17 protein-coding genes and 1 pseudogene are annotated in these 15,646 nt (G+C 44.6%); 12 read left to right on the top strand and 6 right to left on the bottom strand.

The window, feature by feature from the left end; genetic code table 11:
• Nucleotide 1 precedes the first annotated feature (1 nt).
• The 7 genes from rpmJ (at nucleotide 2) to FTU40_RS09665 (ending at nucleotide 4,739) form a co-directional block, all read left to right on the top strand.
• Entirely contained in the window at nucleotides 2-118 is a 117-nt protein-coding gene (gene rpmJ, locus FTU40_RS09695) for a 50S ribosomal protein L36 (RefSeq protein ID WP_000867907.1), read from the top strand.
• 105 nt (nucleotides 119-223) lie between these two features.
• Nucleotides 224-580 carry a 30S ribosomal protein S13 gene (gene rpsM, locus FTU40_RS09690; RefSeq protein ID WP_004281492.1) on the top strand — a complete coding sequence of 119 codons (357 nt, stop codon included), beginning with the start codon at nucleotides 224-226 and terminating at the stop codon, nucleotides 578-580.
• A 19-nt stretch (nucleotides 581-599) separates the two neighbouring features.
• On the top strand, nucleotides 600-986 hold the full coding sequence (gene rpsK, locus FTU40_RS09685; RefSeq protein WP_004281491.1) for a 30S ribosomal protein S11: 387 nt from the start codon (nucleotides 600-602) through the stop codon (nucleotides 984-986).
• A 12-nt stretch (nucleotides 987-998) separates the two neighbouring features.
• Complete coding sequence (gene rpsD / locus FTU40_RS09680) at nucleotides 999-1,625, top strand: 30S ribosomal protein S4 (protein ID WP_005094132.1); 627 nt, start codon at nucleotides 999-1,001, stop codon at nucleotides 1,623-1,625.
• Between the two features lie 16 nt (nucleotides 1,626-1,641).
• The gene (locus FTU40_RS09675) at nucleotides 1,642-2,649 is read left to right on the top strand and encodes a DNA-directed RNA polymerase subunit alpha (protein ID WP_005094131.1); all 1,008 of its coding nucleotides are present in this window, start codon (nucleotides 1,642-1,644) and stop codon (nucleotides 2,647-2,649) included.
• Nucleotides 2,650-2,667: 18 nt separating this feature from the next.
• A complete protein-coding gene (gene rplQ, locus FTU40_RS09670) occupies nucleotides 2,668-3,033 on the top strand; it encodes a 50S ribosomal protein L17 (protein WP_004281488.1) in 366 nt (121 codons plus the stop codon).
• Between the two features lie 215 nt (nucleotides 3,034-3,248).
• Nucleotides 3,249-4,739, top strand: a complete 1,491-nt coding sequence (locus FTU40_RS09665; protein ID WP_180040662.1) for an NAD(P)/FAD-dependent oxidoreductase — start codon at nucleotides 3,249-3,251, stop codon at nucleotides 4,737-4,739.
• A 60-nt stretch (nucleotides 4,740-4,799) separates the two neighbouring features.
• Here the strand turns inward: FTU40_RS09665 and FTU40_RS09660 are convergent, their stop codons facing one another.
• On the bottom strand, nucleotides 4,800-5,972 hold the full coding sequence (locus tag FTU40_RS09660) for an acyl-CoA dehydrogenase family protein (RefSeq protein ID WP_180040659.1): 1,173 nt from the start codon (nucleotides 5,970-5,972) through the stop codon (nucleotides 4,800-4,802).
• 183 nt (nucleotides 5,973-6,155) lie between these two features.
• On the opposite strand from FTU40_RS09660, the gene FTU40_RS09655 reads away from it, so the two are divergent.
• The 5 genes from FTU40_RS09655 (at nucleotide 6,156) to FTU40_RS09635 (ending at nucleotide 11,488) form a co-directional block, all read left to right on the top strand.
• The gene (locus FTU40_RS09655) at nucleotides 6,156-6,413 is read left to right on the top strand and encodes a succinate dehydrogenase assembly factor 2 (RefSeq protein ID WP_100535177.1); all 258 of its coding nucleotides are present in this window, start codon (nucleotides 6,156-6,158) and stop codon (nucleotides 6,411-6,413) included.
• Entirely contained in the window at nucleotides 6,406-6,792 is a 387-nt protein-coding gene (locus FTU40_RS09650) for a hypothetical protein (protein ID WP_005094124.1), read from the top strand. Before FTU40_RS09655 ends, FTU40_RS09650 begins: the two co-directional genes overlap by 8 nt.
• 536 nt (nucleotides 6,793-7,328) lie before the next feature.
• Entirely contained in the window at nucleotides 7,329-8,369 is a 1,041-nt protein-coding gene (locus FTU40_RS09645) for a hypothetical protein (protein WP_005094123.1), read from the top strand.
• A 67-nt stretch (nucleotides 8,370-8,436) separates the two neighbouring features.
• On the top strand, nucleotides 8,437-9,009 hold the full coding sequence (rrtA, locus tag FTU40_RS09640) for a rhombosortase (protein WP_005094122.1): 573 nt from the start codon (nucleotides 8,437-8,439) through the stop codon (nucleotides 9,007-9,009).
• Nucleotides 9,010-9,205: 196 nt separating this feature from the next.
• Nucleotides 9,206-11,488 carry a TRAP transporter large permease subunit gene (locus FTU40_RS09635; RefSeq protein WP_180040657.1) on the top strand — a complete coding sequence of 761 codons (2,283 nt, stop codon included), beginning with the start codon at nucleotides 9,206-9,208 and terminating at the stop codon, nucleotides 11,486-11,488.
• A 59-nt stretch (nucleotides 11,489-11,547) separates the two neighbouring features.
• Here the strand turns inward: FTU40_RS09635 and FTU40_RS09630 are convergent.
• The 5 genes and pseudogenes from FTU40_RS09630 to FTU40_RS09610 form a co-directional block, all read right to left on the bottom strand.
• Nucleotides 11,548-12,198, bottom strand: a pseudogene (locus FTU40_RS09630) (EamA family transporter).
• Between the two features lie 53 nt (nucleotides 12,199-12,251).
• Nucleotides 12,252-12,686, bottom strand: coding sequence for a hypothetical protein (locus tag FTU40_RS09625; protein ID WP_180040655.1), 435 nt, complete (start codon nucleotides 12,684-12,686; stop codon nucleotides 12,252-12,254).
• An 18-nt stretch (nucleotides 12,687-12,704) separates the two neighbouring features.
• Complete coding sequence (locus tag FTU40_RS09620; RefSeq protein ID WP_171509128.1) at nucleotides 12,705-12,914, bottom strand: YheV family putative zinc ribbon protein; 210 nt, start codon at nucleotides 12,912-12,914, stop codon at nucleotides 12,705-12,707.
• A 40-nt stretch (nucleotides 12,915-12,954) separates the two neighbouring features.
• Nucleotides 12,955-14,994, bottom strand: a complete 2,040-nt coding sequence (locus FTU40_RS09615; protein WP_180040653.1) for a M3 family metallopeptidase — start codon at nucleotides 14,992-14,994, stop codon at nucleotides 12,955-12,957.
• A 154-nt stretch (nucleotides 14,995-15,148) separates the two neighbouring features.
• Nucleotides 15,149-15,619 (bottom strand): hypothetical protein, encoded by a 471-nt coding sequence (locus FTU40_RS09610; RefSeq protein WP_252357268.1) that lies wholly within the window; start codon nucleotides 15,617-15,619, stop codon nucleotides 15,149-15,151.
• Between the last annotated feature and the right edge of the window lie 27 nt (nucleotides 15,620-15,646).

Genomic DNA, 15,646 nt, shown 5'->3' with positions numbered 1-15,646 from the left:
CATGAAAGTACAAGCTTCTGTTAAGAAAATTTGTGGTAGCTGTAAAGTTATCCGTCGTAATGGGGTTATCCGCGTAATTTGTAGCGCAGAACCTCGTCATAAGCAGCGTCAAGGTTAATCTGATTAAGACCTGTTGATTTCTGTAGGCGAATTGGGTTATTATCCGCCCCTCAAGATTTTTGTGGGGCGGTTGATTATCTACTGCCTTTTTGGAGAAAATTGAATGGCTCGTATTGCCGGTGTAAACATTCCGGATAACAAGCACGCTGTTATCTCTCTAACGTATATCTTTGGTATTGGTCGCCATACTTCAAAAGCTATTTTAGCTGCTGCGGGTATTGCTCCAACGACTAAGATCCGTGAATTAGATGACGCTCAGCTTGATGCGATTCGTGCAGAAGTTGCTAAGGTTCCGACCGAAGGTGATTTACGTCGCGAAATTTCCATGAACATTAAACGTTTAATGGATTTAGGCTGCTATCGCGGTCTTCGTCATCGTCGCAGCTTGCCTGTCCGCGGTCAACGCACCAAAACTAACGCTCGTACCCGTAAAGGTCCGCGCAAACCTATTAAGAAATAAGATTTCTGGAAGCTAAAAGATGGCTAAAGATACTCGCGCACGCAAGAAGGTCACTCGTACCGTCTCTGAAGGTGTCGCACACATTCACGCTTCTTTTAATAACACCATTGTGACTATTACCGATCGTCAAGGTAATGCACTGGCTTGGGCCACTTCAGGTGGACAAGGCTTCCGTGGATCACGTAAATCAACTCCGTTCGCTGCTCAGGTAGCTGCTGAAGTTGCTGGTAAAGCTGCTTTAGACTACGGTTTGAAAAACTTGGACGTCCTTGTAAAAGGTCCTGGTCCTGGTCGTGAATCTGCGGTTCGTGCTTTAGGTGCAGTGGGTTATAAAATTAACAGCATTACCGATGTGACGCCAATCCCGCACAACGGTTGCCGTCCACCTAAAAAACGTCGCGTGTAAGGAGAAACATTCATGGCTCGTTATATTGGTCCAAAATGCAAACTCTCTCGCCGCGAAGGGACAGACCTGCAACTTAAATCAGGCGTTAAACCGTTTGATGTAAAAACTAAAAAACACGCTAAAGCTCCTGGCCAACATGGTGGAGCTCGTGGCGGTAAACAGTCTGAGTACTCACTACAATTACGTGAAAAACAAAAAGTACGTCGTATGTACGGTGTTTTAGAGCGTCAATTTAGTAACTACTACAAAGAAGCTGCTCGTGTTAAAGGCGCAACTGGTGAAAACTTGTTGAAGCTACTTGAAAGCCGTCTTGATAACGTTGTTTATCGTATGGGTTTCGGTTCTACTCGCGCAGAAGCTCGTCAGTTAGTATCTCACCGCAGCATCACTTTGAATGGCCGTCGTGTTAACATTGCGTCTATCCAAGTTAAAGCGGGTGATGTGATCGCAGTTCACGAAGGCGCTAAACAACAATTACGTATCAAAAACGCAATTGAATTAGCAACTCAACGTGGCATGCCTTCTTGGATGGAAATCGACCATTCTAAATTAGAAGGTACGTTCAAAGCTGCACCGGATCGTTCTGATTTACCTGCTGAAATCAACGAAAGCTTGATTGTAGAATTGTATTCTAAATAATCCTTGAGGAAGCAATATGACGCGTACTGCAAATGAGTTTCTAACTCCGCAAGCGATCAAGGTCGAAGCGGCAAGCGGGACCTCGGCAAAAGTTATTCTAGAACCTTTAGAGCGTGGCTTTGGTCATACTCTGGGTAATGCTTTACGTCGCATCCTTCTTTCTTCTCTACCTGGCGCAGCTGTGGTAGAAGTTGAGATTGAAGGGGTCGAGCACGAGTACAGTACTTTGGAAGGCTTGCAGCAGGACATCGTCGAGCTCTTGCTGAACCTAAAAGGATTGTCGATTAAGCTGTTCGATCAAAATGAAGCATACTTAACATTAGAGAAACAAGGTGCAGGCGACGTAACTGCGGCTGACCTTCGTTTACCTCATAATGTTGAAGTGGTTAACCCTGAACATTTGATCGGTACTTTAAGTGCCTCAGGCTCATTGAAAATGCGTCTGAAAGTTGCTCAAGGTCGTGGCTACGAGACTTCTGATTCACGCTTCCCAGAAGGCGAAACTCGCCCAGTGGGTCGCTTGCAGTTAGATGCTTCTTATAGCCCAATCAAACGTGTGTCTTATACAGTGGAAAACGCTCGTGTAGAACAACGTACTGACCTTGACAAATTGGTCATTGATCTTGAAACCAATGGTACTGTAGATCCTGAAGAAGCAATCCGTAAAGCGGCAACAATCTTGCAACAACAAATTGCAATCTTTGTTGACCTTCAGAAAGATCAAGCACCTGTGGCTCAAGAGCCGCGTGAAGAAGTTGACCCAATCTTGCTTCGCCCAGTAGATGATCTAGAGCTAACTGTTCGTTCTGCTAACTGTTTGAAAGCAGAAAACATTTACTACATTGGTGATCTTGTACAGCGTACTGAAGTTGAGTTGCTTAAAACTCCTAACTTGGGTAAAAAATCGCTTACTGAGATCAAAGATGTTCTGGCTTCTAAAGGCTTACAACTCGGCATGCGTTTAGAGAACTGGCCACCGGCTAGTCTCCGTATGGACGATCGTTTCGCCTATCGTAGCCGTTAATTAAGTAGGACTATCACCATGCGTCATCGTAATAGTGGTGTGAAATTAGGCCGTACAAGCAGCCATCGTAAAGCGATGTTCCAAAACATGGCTAACTCTTTGTTCGAGCACGAGTTGATCAAAACAACTGTGCCTAAAGCGAAAGAGTTACGTCGTGTAGCTGAGCCTTTAATCACTTTAGCTAAAAACGATACAGTAGCAAACCGTCGTTTGGCGTTTGCTCGTACTCGTTCAGCAGCAACTGTTGGTAAATTATTTACCGTTCTTGGCCCTCGTTACAAAGAGCGTAACGGCGGTTATCTACGTGTTCTTAAAGCGGGCTTCCGTGCAGGTGATGCTGCACCGATGGCTTACGTTGAGCTAGTAGATCGCGAAGTTAACTAATTTCGTGAAGAATAACGCAAGTTGTTCGAAAAGGTCGGTTGAATAAACCGGCCTTTTTTAATGTCTGAAATTTATTTTCAGGTATTTGCATCATGCAGAACTAATCTGGCCTGAAAAGATAAAAAAATAATGGCTTTTTATCAAACTTGACATTGTGTATTGTCAATTTTGTGATTTAATAAAAACAGATAGTATCGCTTAGGTAAAAGAACAATATGGAAAAGCAAATCGATATTTTAATTGTGGGTGCGGGGATCTCGGGAATTGGTCTGGCAGCGCATCTTTCTAAACATTGTCCGCAGCGCTCATTTGAAATTATTGAGCGACGTGCCAGCATTGGCGGAACCTGGGATTTATTTAAATATCCGGGAATTCGTTCTGATTCGGATATGTCGACCTTTGGTTTTAATTTTAAACCTTGGAAAAAAGCCAGTGTACTTGCCGATGGCGCTTCGATTAAGGGTTATCTGGCCGAAGTAGTAGATGAATTTAATCTGGAATCGAAAATTCATTATCAACACCGTGTGTTAACCGCCAACTATGATTCTATGGCCTGCAAATGGTCAGTAGAGATTGAGGATGAACACGGCAAGAAGCAGATCTGGATTGCGAATTTCGTACTGAGTTGTACCGGTTATTACAACTATGACCAAGGTTTTCAGCCCGAGTTTCCAAATCAGGAGGCTTTTAAAGGTCAATTCATTCATCCGCAGCATTGGCCGGAAAATTTAGATTATCAGGGCAAAAAAGTGGTGATCATTGGTAGTGGTGCCACCGCGATTACTTTAGTTCCGGCGATGGTCAAAGGCGGCGCCGGGCATGTGACCATGTTACAGCGTTCTCCGACCTATATCGCTTCAGTGCCCTCTATTGATATGATTTATGCAAAGATGCGGCAGTATCTACCAGAAGATGTGGCCTATAAAATTACCCGTGCCCGGAATATTGGCATGCAGCGCGGAATTTATGCCTTGGCACAAAAACAGCCAAAACTGTTAAAAACGCTGTTACTTAAATCCGTGCAGTTTCAGCTCAAAGGTAAAGTGGATATGAAACACTTTACCCCGAATTATGAGCCGTGGGATCAGCGCCTATGCGTGGTGCCGGATGGTGATCTGTTTAAAATTTTACGTGAAGGGCAGGCATCAGTTGTAACGGATCAGATCGAAAGCTTGACTGAAACTGGCATTCAGCTGAAATCGGGTCAACATCTGGAGGCAGATATTATCGTTTCAGCCACAGGCTTAAATATCCAGATTCTTGGTGGAATTCAGGCGATGATTGATGGTCAACCTGTCGATACCTCACAACATATGCTGTATAGAGGCATCATGGTTAGTGATGTGCCGAATATGGCGCTAATTATTGGTTATATCAATGCCTCTTGGACTTTAAAAGTGGATATTGCCGCTGAGTACATTTGCCGTTTGCTGAACTATATGGATCAGCAGGGCTATGCTGAAGTCATCGCTCAGGGTGATCAGACTGAATTGCTAGAGGATACTGTGATGGGTAGTCTCAGTTCGGGCTATATTGCCCGTGCTGCAGATGTGATGCCAAAACAAGGTAAACATGCACCGTGGAAAGTCAGCAACAATTATCTTGCAGATCGTAAGGAACTTAAACAGGCTTCGTTTGAAGATAGGGTGCTGAAATTTAAAAAAAACAGCAAGGCTCTCAAACATAAACCGCGTCTGGTCTCTTAAAGTCGGATATCGAACTAAAGAAAAAGGAGTCCTGAGTGACTCCTTTTTTATGCGTCCAGTTTACAGTGAACGTGCAATCAGTTCTTTCATAATTTCGTTGGTACCGGCATAAATCCGGTTGGCGCGGTTGTCGATATAGGCCCGGGCAATTGGATATTCCAGCATATAGCCATAACCACCATGCAATTGCAGGCATTCATCTACCACCTTGCTATACATTTCTGAAATCTTATATTTGGCCGCAGCAGCGGCATCGATGCCTAATTCTTGCTTGAGTTGCAGCTCCATGCAGCGATCCAGATAAGCGCGACAAAACTCGATTTCGGTACGCATTTCTGCCAGTTTAAAGCGGGTATTCTGAAAATGGCTAATACTCTTGCCAAAGGCCTGACGTTCCTTGGTGTATTTCACTGTATGTGCGAAAGCAGCTTCAGCGCCAGCCTGACACATAATTGCCACAATCAGGCGTTCCCAGGCCAGTTCTTTCATCAACATCATAAAGCCCATGCCTTCCAGACCGAGCAAGTTTTCTTGTGGTACGCGTACATCGTCAAAGAACAGCTCGCAAGTATCCTGGCCTTTCATGCCGATTTTATTCAGCGGTTTAGCTTTGCTAAATCCGGCCCGGTCGGCTTCGACCATAATTAATGAGAGATTGGCCGAGCCTTTGTCACTATTACCCGTTTTACAGACCACAATCGCCATATCGCAGAGATAGCCATTGGTAATGAAGATCTTGGATCCATTAATTACATACTCATCGCCATCCAGTACTGCAGAGGTACGCACTGCCTGTAAGTCTGAGCCGGTTCCCGGTTCGGTCATGGCAATGGCGGTAACTACTTCTCCAGATGCCATTTTCGGTAGCCATTGCTGCATTTGGGCTTCATTACCAAAGTTCAGCAGATAATTGGCGACGATATCCGAATGCAGGGAAAAACCTGTGGCTGAATCACCAGCATAAGCCTGTTCTTCAATCAGAATCATGCTATACAGCCGGTCTACCCCAGAGCCGCCATATTGCTCTGGCATGGTGGCGCAGAGTAGTCCCAGTTCACCCGCTTTAGTCCAGAGCTCTCGATCCACATGCTGTTGCTTTTCATAGCGCTCGCTATGCGGAATAACTTCCTTTTCATAAAACTTGCGTACGGTTTGACGAAATGCTTCATGTTCGGCAGTAAAAAGCTGGCGGGGCAGCATCGGGGCAAGCGGGCGAATGGCTGCAGATTGCATCTTGTTATTCCTTATTCTGATCTGTTTGCTTTAAAGTAGGTCAAGCATAGATCAGCAACAATGAGCGGAATGTTCAAATAACTTAAATATGCTGATGCTTTTGGTCATTTGTATGAAATCCCTCGAAATTCAGCGATGGCTTCAGGTAAACTATTCCGGTTTATAACGAATTGGGGAAATTCGATGACTGATGACATCACCTTAGAAGAGCGCAAAGTGATTTATCGCGCGCGTCGTGGTCTAAAAGAGCTGGATGTGTATTTTGATCCCTACGTAAAAAACTACTACTTAACTGCTGATCCATTTGAAAAGCAGATGTTTGCCGAACTGGTTGAACAGGAAGATCCAGATCTGCTGGACTGGTTTATGGAAGTCTCTGAGCCGCCGCGTCCTGAATTAAAAGATTTGATCAAGAAGCTTAAATTTTACGTTCATGGATAATCGCTGTTTCAAGCTGAAACGCAGTTATTGTGCACTGGCGTTTCAGCTTTTTATTTTTGCACTGTTGATGTACCTCCTATACCAGCTATTGCCGATTGCGATTTGGCTGCTGTGTGCTGCGATTGGACTGGTGATTTATCAGCTGTTTTATCGCAAGACGCCCCAGATTGAACAGTTTGAATATCTGGATGGACGTGAATGGTCATTGACGGCCAAATCTCGGCCCACCTGTCGGGTATGTGTTAGTCATGTGATTGATCATCAAGCTTATATTGTGGTGTATTTTCAGCACGCCAAGGCTCAGCCTTTATTGATCTGGTGTGACCAATTGCCGCTAAAACAATGGAAATCCCTGAAAGTTCTGACCAAACTTATCTAGTTGTCAGACAACGCTATTTTAATCACTTGATTGAAGTTTCAATAAAACAGATACTTAGATCATTAATACGCTTTCATTGTCAGACAGAAAATAATAATGACTTATCAGTAAGATAAATTGTATGACAATTTCCCGCCTATGTTTTATTTTTAGCCTGTACATTGAACGCACCAACAGCAAATACGGGAGAATTCAATAGAATCTCCAGTGTGGATGTTTTTGATCGTAGTGATTGTTTCAGCTTTGGTGGTTGGACAATTCGCGATGGTGCTGAAGGATAAATTTTCATCTTAATCAAGCAGAGTTATTACCGGCTCTCTGTTTGTACAGTTAATAAGTAGCATGTGCTGAACCGTCGCAATGCTACTTTTTTTTGCCCAAAATTTGGGAATTCAACAGATCAAGTCAATTGCAGTCGGCCAGTTTGATGGCACAGTGTCTGGTCCGGATTAGAGTAAATACTCTTTTATTCACAAAATGCTTCTGATATCTTTAACAGAAAGATGGACATAATCACAATTATAGAGGACAGGAAAATGTCAGGCGTCCGTAAAATATGCCAAGGTATGGCGACCATTGCAATAACAACAACAGTATTAACGGGGTGTTCCCATGTCATTAAAACCGGTGCCAATGTCGCACTGGGTTTTACCGAAAACCATATTGTCCCACCAATTTTAGCCATGGATGATGCCGAGATGGTCTGTAATTCAGGCAATTCTCTAACTCCGGCCATCATGGCAACCAAAGAAATGGGAGCGGATCCGACCCGGGTAGCCGTATTGATGTATTCGGCTGCCGGCATTTGTGCCGAGCAAAAGGCGCTGGAAGCTGAGTTACGCTATTTGCGGGCTTCAAAATCCAACCAGGTAGCGGAAGCCCAAGATGCGCGAATCGAGCAGAAGCGCTGGGCGGCTCTAGCGGCACAGCGTCAATATACCGGTTATCAATTGTTCCAGAGCCGTTATGAAAAAAAATATCAAAAAGCCTTGGGTGAAGAATGCCCGCGCATGAACAGCGATATGGAGCAAACGGTTTATCTGCTGGGCATGCTCAGCGGTTTACAAGCCATGACCAATGATATTAATTCTGGCGGCGCAGTGCATGTACCCAAAGATATCGCTGCTGTGGTCGAACGTGGTATGACCTGTCTGGATAATGCCAAATTCTGGGGAGCACCGAATGCTACGCGTGCTGTGATCTGGACTTTATTACCAGGTGCAAGCGATGGTAAACCTGATCCTTACCAAACATTAAAACAATCTACACAAATTGGTGAGCAAAAAGGTGTACGTTTATCGCATGCTTTATATGCTGTAGCAGCACAGGCCAGCGGTGACGATGCCAAAATCCGCGATGCTTTAAAAACCTTTGCGCAGGCCCGTACTGAGGAAAAGCCGGTAAATCCACAGTTCAAGCTGATCGACAGTATGGCAGCGATTATGGTCGGTGGAATTTCAGATCGTTACTGGACAGAAAATACTGGTGTGCGCAGCGCCGATGATGGCATGCAACGTTTCTGGGATGAATCAGACAGCTCTTCGGAACTCGATGACCTATTCAGTGCAGACCTGTAACCCAGATAGCCTGCATAGAATTTTAAGGATGAAATTAAACTAGATGGTTAGGGAGAAGCATAAGCTGATGCTAGATCAACATGTTCGACGAAAAATTATTTTTCTAGCGGCTTTTGTCTCTCTCTGTGCATGTCTGCAAATTTTCAAGGATAGTTTCATCTACTGGCAAGAGAGTTTGCTCAGTGAGTTTTGGCGACTGTGGACGGCACATTGGGTACATGTGGGGTGGACCCATTATTTCCTGAATATTCTCGCTTTTATCTGTCTGCCTTTTATTTTTCCACGCGCTATTCTATGGCACTTTTCTGCCATTTTACTGATCTTGCCACCTTTGATCAGTTTAAGTTTTTATTTTTTCTTACCCAATATTGAAGCCTACGCTGGCTTGTCGGGTGTGCTGCATGGTGCCTATGTTGCCGTTGCCTGTGTACATTTGCTGTATAAGCGGGAACGCAGTTTTGCTGCACTGGTGTTATTTTTGATCTTTGGCAAACTGGTCTGGGAAAATACGATTGGCAATGTCGGGACTGCACAGCTGATTGGCAGTCCGGTCTTGGTCGAAGCACATTTGCTCGGGGTAATTTGGGGAGTGATGTTGGCGCTGGCCTATATTGTCAGCAACTATTTTCGGGATAGCTAAAGTGAAGCAATGAATAAAGCACTTGGCAGAAAAAACAAAAAGAAAATATAAATTGTCATTTTTATTGTGCTGATTTTGATGCAGAGTCAAAACATAGAATAAAAATCCTGACCTTTGAAAAGGAATTTTCGGGCCAGAAGGGAAGATCAGCGTCCTAGAACAAACACAGGTCGCTAAAATAAAAATAGGAATATACATGCAAAATGATGATCAAAACAGATCAGGATTAGGTCTGTTGCGTTATATCTGGACAGAGTGGATCTCGACCTTCGTGGTGCTGGTCTTGCTTTTGCTTACACTGATTATTGGTACTGGAGAAATGATTCACGGCCAGTTGCTGCGCATGGGGGAGCGTCTCTATGGCGATCCGGCAACCGGGATGCAATATTCATTTTTACGTGCTGAACCGACACGTCCACAATGTGAACGCAAGATCAATGTCGATCAGCGTGTTCAGCAGCAGATGAAAGCCGATGCAGCCGATGAATATGCTGATTTCTTCGGCGTGCGCTCGCAAGCGGATGTCCGGGCTGCGGTATTACAGGCACAGCAGGTTTGTGAAGAATCTTATCTGTTCTACGATAAAGCCATTCAACATGTCGAAGCACAACCGAGTATTCGGGCTTATCGGGCTTTTGAAACGTCTTTCTTTGGAATATTCAAGTTTGGCACTGAGAACCGGGCCTTGCTCTTGGTCATCATGGTGGTATTCGCTGCGATCAGTGCCACCCTAAAAACCCATCATATTGGTCTGCGTAGTCCAAGTACAGGTATCGATTTTAAAGTCTATTCGGTCGCCATGCTGCTGGGTAATGCTTTTCTGGCATTCTCATCCTACAGTCAATACCAGTCTGTGCTGAACTCGGGCGTACCGATGGGCGAGATGAAATACATCTACTGGCTGTGGATGATTCTGTTTAGCAGCTTAACCTTAATCAGTTTATATCAGGTGGTTAAACAACCAAAACCAACGCGTGAGGGCGGCAGTTTTGGTCTGGCCTTTTTGAGTGTGCCACTGTATGCCTATATGGCCATTATTACCGGAATAAACTTCACCTTCTTTATGGATTATCCAATGGGACAGGGGATTTATCTGGGGCAACTGGTCGAGTTTTCCAGTATTTTCCTGAATCTGGCCTTGTTTATCTGGGCCGGTATGTTGCTGAAACAGACCCGTGTGGTAGATATGTTCCTGAACATTCTGCGTCCATGGAATCTGGCCCCTGAAACCTTGACCTGGTTAATTCTGCTGGCCGCTGCCTTACCGACTGCCTATACCGGTGCATCAGGGATTTTCGTGATTGCCGCAGGTGCGATCATTTATAAGGAAGTCTGGAATGCAGGTGGACGCCGTCAGTTTGCACTGGCCGCCACTGCAATGTCCGGTTCACTGGGTGTGGTCTTACGTCCATGCTTGCTGATCGTCGTGGTAGCATCACTGAATAAAGAAGTAACTACTGATTTGCTCTATCACTATGGGATTTATGTCTTCCTGCTCAGCTCGACTTTATTCCTGGTAATTTCTTTATTCTTTGCAGAAAATAAATTCCGGATTGCCGCACCAACCATCGCAGCTCCTCAATCAGGTCGTGCCTTCCTTGCGATTATTCCTTATATCGTGATTTTTATTCTGATCTGGCTATTCTACAAATATGCTTTGTCGACAGACCTGAATGAATTTACCGCCCCTGTGATGATGCCGGTCATTCTGCTGATGATTGTCTTATATGATAAATTACGTCATGAACCGGCACCGTTGCCACCGGTCGGTCATTGGGATGAGACTTTGAATGCGACCTTACATTCGAGAAATACTCCTGAACTGGCGACAGCTGCTAGCGTGGCCAATGTAGAATATCGTGAAGCAGAGCATGCGGGGCAGCGAGATAAAGAATTGGCTGTTGATCATGGTGTAAAGCGTTCAAATGCTACAGAAATCTTGCGTAAGGTGGGTTTCTGGAAGTCGATGCATATCTCCACCAGTGAAACCGTGGGGCATATTGGTGCGCTGGTGATCCTGATGGCACTTTCTGTGAGTGTCGGTGGCTTGCTGGAACGTATGGAAATTATGGAAGCGTTTCCAACCGATATCAGCAGTACTATTCTGGTCATTTCCCTGATTGTCGGCTTGATGATTTTTGTCGGGATGATTATGGATCCGTTTGGTGCGGTGATTCTGATCTCGGCGACTGTTGCTCCAGTGGCTTACCAATACGGCATTCATCCGGTGCATTTCTGGATGATCACCCTGATTGGCTTTGAACTGGGCTATGTGACGCCACCGGTGGCACTGAACCATCTGTTGGCCAGACAATCCATTGGCAATGCCGAAGTGGCTGAAGCGGATGCAGAAGTACGCCATCTGTCTTTTTACTACCGTTATGAACGCTGGATTTTACCGGTGATTGTGCTGCTGCCTGCAATGCTGATCATCGCCTATGTGCCTTATGTCTTTAAGCTGTTCGGCTGGTATCCATAAAAGATATACACTAAAAAAGCACCTACGGGTGCTTTTTTAATTTAATCTGAATTCTTGGCTCAGATTTTAGATGAATTCAGGCGCTTTTGCAGGATTGGGCTACACAGCAGAATCGCGCAGAAAATCAACCCTAATCCGATCAGGCTATATAGATCAGGAACCTCCTGCCAGAACAGAAAACCCCCATATACCGGCAAAAAAAATCACCACATAATTCACCGGCCCAATTTGTCCTGCCGACGCCAGTTTGTAAGCATTTGACATCAATAACTGACTGAAATTGGCCAGAATGCCGGCAGTAATCAGATAGCTGAAGTTCTGTCAGAGTAGTATAGGGCCGCCACACCCAAAACATCGGAATCACTGAAATCAGGCTGCCAATCAAACAGAAATAAAATACGATTTTTTCTGGAGATTCGGTTTTGGTCAGCGCTTGAACTGCAACAAAAGCCATACATGGTAATCAGACCGACCACCGCACGCTAGGTGTGCATCCACAGTTTTTCAGTTTTAAAAAATCCGCGACCTTGGTTAAAAATGAAAGGCAGGAAAATAAACAGCCCGACCACATTACAGAAGAAAACCACAGTAGCATAATCAACCGTTTGTGAGGCATAACGGATACATACGCCCATCACTGAAAATAAAAAAGCAGAGCAGGTCAGTAAAATAATGGCTTTGAATAGTGGTGAAGTGGCTGTGGTAGACAGGGAGACATTTCGGCTAGAAGATCTACAGATCTTCTAGCCGAAATGCATCAAGATTATTGGCCTTGAGCCAGTTGTGCTTCGAGTAGCTTGATCTGTTCCTCTTTCAACTGAATGAGCTGGTCAGCATCGCTGTGCTGCGCATCTAGCGTGGCTTTTTGCTCATTGAGCTGAACTTGAATATCGGCTAATTTGGCCATCTCTTCGTTGGCCAAAGTAGCATTTTCCGGTACTGGCGCTTTTAACAGGCTGCCGCTGATTAATGCTTTGGTCTCGAGTGCCTCAGCCGCATTGCTTGCATCTGTATTTTCTTCAGTTGTCGCTGTAGATGTGGTTGCCGGAACAGCTGCGATTTCCTCCTGTTGCATGCGTTGTGTCTCCTTCGAAGGTGCATTCAACCATTGATAGAGCAGCACCAATACAACGACAGTAACTAAAGCCCCCATAATCCCCATTAAAAGTTTGGGGTTATTTCTTTGTTCTACTGACATAGCTTGAACCTTGATTTTTTATTTTGCTGAATGAGGTTTAAACTGAATCACGCCAATTTCATCTGGAACAGCTGGTGTTTCTGGTTGGTCAACATGTGTGGGACGATTTTCTTCATAACCACACTCGATACATTCAATCCACTCATCTTCACCAGAGGTCAGCATGACGACACGATCTAACGCTTGACATTTTGGACATTTTGCGCCTGCAATGAAACGACGTTTAATGGTCATCATACTCACCTTGTGATCAACTTAAAAAGCTAGTTTAAGCGTTTTTAGAGCGGTTCGTCCAACCTTGATAACGTAGCAATGCATCTATTTTTGGCTCGCGTCCGCGGAAATTGATAAATGCGTCAAGTGCTTGATCTTTTCCGCCAACTGCGAGGATATTTTCCCGAAACTGTTTTCCAGTGGTGGTATTAAAAATCCCTTCATTTTCGAAACGGTCGAAGGCATCACTGGCCAAAACTTCGGCCCATTTATAGGAATAATATCCCGCTGCATAACCGCCGGCAAAAATATGACTGAAGCTGTGCTGGAAACGGTTATAGTCGGTGGTGGGCAGAACTGCATATTTTTCACGAATTTCATTCAGTGTGGCCTGAACCTGTTCCGCATTTGAAGCCGGATTGGCACGGTGAATACTCAAGTCAAACAAGGCAAATTCAAGTTGACGCAGGGTTTGCATACCGGATTGGAAGAAACGTGCATCGAGCAGGGCTTTGAGCAGGTCGGCCGGCAAAGATTCCTTGGTTTCAATATGTTCACTGAGCAGATTCAGACTGTCCTGATCCCAGGCCCAGAATTCCATAAACTGGCTTGGCAGCTCCACGGCATCCCAAGCCACGCCATGCGTACCTGCCACCGCGATATTGTCCACTTCAGTCAGCATGTGATGCAGGCCGTGACCAAATTCATGGAACAGGGTAATTACTTCATCATGCGTGAGCAGTGCAGGTCGGTTGCCAACAGGTGGAGTAAAGTTACCCACCATATAGCAGATCGGTTTTTGCAGGCCATCACGGGTCTGCATGCGCGAACGGAAACCGCTCATCCAGGCACCACCACGTTTGCCTTGGCGTGCATACAGGTCAAAATAGAAACCGCCAATCACCTGACCTTGATCTTCCAGTTCGAAATAACGCGCCTCTGGATGCCAAACCGGCGCTTCACGTTCAATCACCTGAATGTCATACAGGCGATTGACAATACTGAACAGGCCCTGCAGGATTTTTGGTGCAGGGAAATAAGGTTTCAGCGCTTCCTGTGACAGATTGAACTGCTGCATTTTCAGCTTTTCTGAATAATAGCTGCTGTCCCAAGGTTTCAGTTCATCAATACCATCTTCAGCGGCAATGGCTTTTAGTTCTGCAATTTCCTTGGTTGCCGGCGCACGGGCATGCTCTGCCAGATCACGCAAGAATTCGTCTACTGCCTCTACACTTGGCGCCATTTTGCTGGCCAGGGATAATTCTGCATAATTGTTGAAGCCGAGCAGCTTGGCCATTTCCTGACGTAAGCTGAGGATTTCTTCAATTAAGGCGGTATTGTCAAATTCAGTTTGCTCGGACTGATCTGAAGCGCGCGTGGTATAGGCTTTATACAGCTCTTCACGCAGTTCACGATGTTCCGCATGGGTCATGATTGCCAGATAAGACGGGAAATCTAGCGTAGCCACCGGCTGATCCAGCTCGCGTTGCTGGCCATATTGTTTTAACAGCTCAATATTACTTTCAGAGAGACCCGCTAACTCATCTTCAGCTAATGGTCTGAAATAAGCCTGAGTCGCATCCAGCACATGGTTGGAAAAGTCCGAAGACAGTTGTGAGAGACGTGCAGAAATTTCCGCATAACGTTTCTTCGCTTCGCCTTCTAAGGCCACACCAGACAGTTTGAAGTCACGTAAGGCCAGTTTGATGGCACTTTGCTGGGCTGCAGGTAATTCATTAAAAATTGATGCATCATGAACATGCTGATAAGTTTGATACAGCGCCGTATGTTGACCTAGTTGCGTATAGTATTCGCTCAGACCCGGTAATAAGGCTTGATAGACGTCACGGGTTTCGGCATTGTTCATCACGGCATTCAGATGTGATAACACGCCCCAGGATTCACTCATATTATTTTCGAGGGTATCGACCTGTTCCAGAATCTCAAGTTGAGCCTGAACCGAGTCTGGCGTATCAGTCAGTTCATTTAAAAACTTTTGTCCGGCTTGAATGGTTGTTTCAATTTTTTCTTTGAGATCGGCCAGGGTAATCTGATCAAATTGTGGAACAGGCAAAGTTGCCTTATCTAAAGTCATGTCGGTCTGCCGAATCAATTGCCTATATTAGTTCTAGATGTAGGGCCTTTGGTGGGGGAAATCAAGGTAGTTAAAGTTTTTTCTTTAGCTTTGTATTTAATATTTTCAATTCTTTATTAATATTTTGAAGCTGTTCAATAAATCCACCATCAGATCAGGGTAAGGCTTCTAGTTCATTTATATCGATGATGGAAATATCAGTGATTTGAGTTTTCCATAAGTTTAAAGGGTGCTGATACCAATACGTGACTTTCATGGTGATAGGATTATTATCTAAAGCCTCTCTGAGGCCGCCGTATTGTCCCCAATCGTATATATAGCTCTGATTGGGTGGAAATACTTTGACTCCATGTTTGAAAATACCGCTATCAAAATAATCTTTTGAAGCATTTAATTTTTTAATTCCGAAGGCCCGTTTAGGAATGGGTTGATCACTCGATATTTGTACATTATAGGCAATGGATTTTCCTATATTCTTTATCTGTAGTTGAATGAAAGATTGCTTACCGTAATGCGGAAGAGCAAAAACTATAATTTGTGGTTGCTGATCAGATTTAAATACGGCATAAGTCACAAGCAAAGCCATTAAAGAAATGATCAAAGTAAAAATAGTTATGGTATTCATTCTTATAATTTTTCCTATTTTAATATT

It is taken from the genome of Acinetobacter sp. YH12100, from assembly GCF_013419135.1.
Classification (GTDB): domain Bacteria; phylum Pseudomonadota; class Gammaproteobacteria; order Pseudomonadales; family Moraxellaceae; genus Acinetobacter; species Acinetobacter pseudolwoffii.
This window is presented reverse-complemented; position numbering and strand designations above follow the sequence as displayed.

What these genes read in the sequence shown, in the direction of transcription:
- FTU40_RS09635 (WP_180040657.1), top strand. Translation starts at nt 9,206, where the DNA reads ATGCAAAATGATGATCAAAACAGATCAGGATTAGGTCTGTTGCGTTAT.
- rpmJ (WP_000867907.1), top strand. Translation starts at nt 2, where the DNA reads ATGAAAGTACAAGCTTCTGTTAAGAAAATTTGTGGTAGCTGTAAAGTT.
- rpsM (WP_004281492.1), top strand. Translation starts at nt 224, where the DNA reads ATGGCTCGTATTGCCGGTGTAAACATTCCGGATAACAAGCACGCTGTT.
- rpsK (WP_004281491.1), top strand. Translation starts at nt 600, where the DNA reads ATGGCTAAAGATACTCGCGCACGCAAGAAGGTCACTCGTACCGTCTCT.
- rpsD (WP_005094132.1), top strand. Translation starts at nt 999, where the DNA reads ATGGCTCGTTATATTGGTCCAAAATGCAAACTCTCTCGCCGCGAAGGG.
- FTU40_RS09625 (WP_180040655.1), bottom strand. Translation starts at nt 12,686, where the DNA reads ATGTCAGTAGAACAAAGAAATAACCCCAAACTTTTAATGGGGATTATG.
- FTU40_RS09615 (WP_180040653.1), bottom strand. Translation starts at nt 14,994, where the DNA reads ATGACTTTAGATAAGGCAACTTTGCCTGTTCCACAATTTGATCAGATT.
- FTU40_RS09645 (WP_005094123.1), top strand. Translation starts at nt 7,329, where the DNA reads ATGTCAGGCGTCCGTAAAATATGCCAAGGTATGGCGACCATTGCAATA.
- rrtA (WP_005094122.1), top strand. Translation starts at nt 8,437, where the DNA reads ATGCTAGATCAACATGTTCGACGAAAAATTATTTTTCTAGCGGCTTTT.
- FTU40_RS09610 (WP_252357268.1), bottom strand. Translation starts at nt 15,619, where the DNA reads ATGAATACCATAACTATTTTTACTTTGATCATTTCTTTAATGGCTTTG.
- rplQ (WP_004281488.1), top strand. Translation starts at nt 2,668, where the DNA reads ATGCGTCATCGTAATAGTGGTGTGAAATTAGGCCGTACAAGCAGCCAT.
- FTU40_RS09675 (WP_005094131.1), top strand. Translation starts at nt 1,642, where the DNA reads ATGACGCGTACTGCAAATGAGTTTCTAACTCCGCAAGCGATCAAGGTC.
- FTU40_RS09655 (WP_100535177.1), top strand. Translation starts at nt 6,156, where the DNA reads ATGACTGATGACATCACCTTAGAAGAGCGCAAAGTGATTTATCGCGCG.
- FTU40_RS09650 (WP_005094124.1), top strand. Translation starts at nt 6,406, where the DNA reads ATGGATAATCGCTGTTTCAAGCTGAAACGCAGTTATTGTGCACTGGCG.
- FTU40_RS09660 (WP_180040659.1), bottom strand. Translation starts at nt 5,972, where the DNA reads ATGCAATCTGCAGCCATTCGCCCGCTTGCCCCGATGCTGCCCCGCCAG.
- FTU40_RS09665 (WP_180040662.1), top strand. Translation starts at nt 3,249, where the DNA reads ATGGAAAAGCAAATCGATATTTTAATTGTGGGTGCGGGGATCTCGGGA.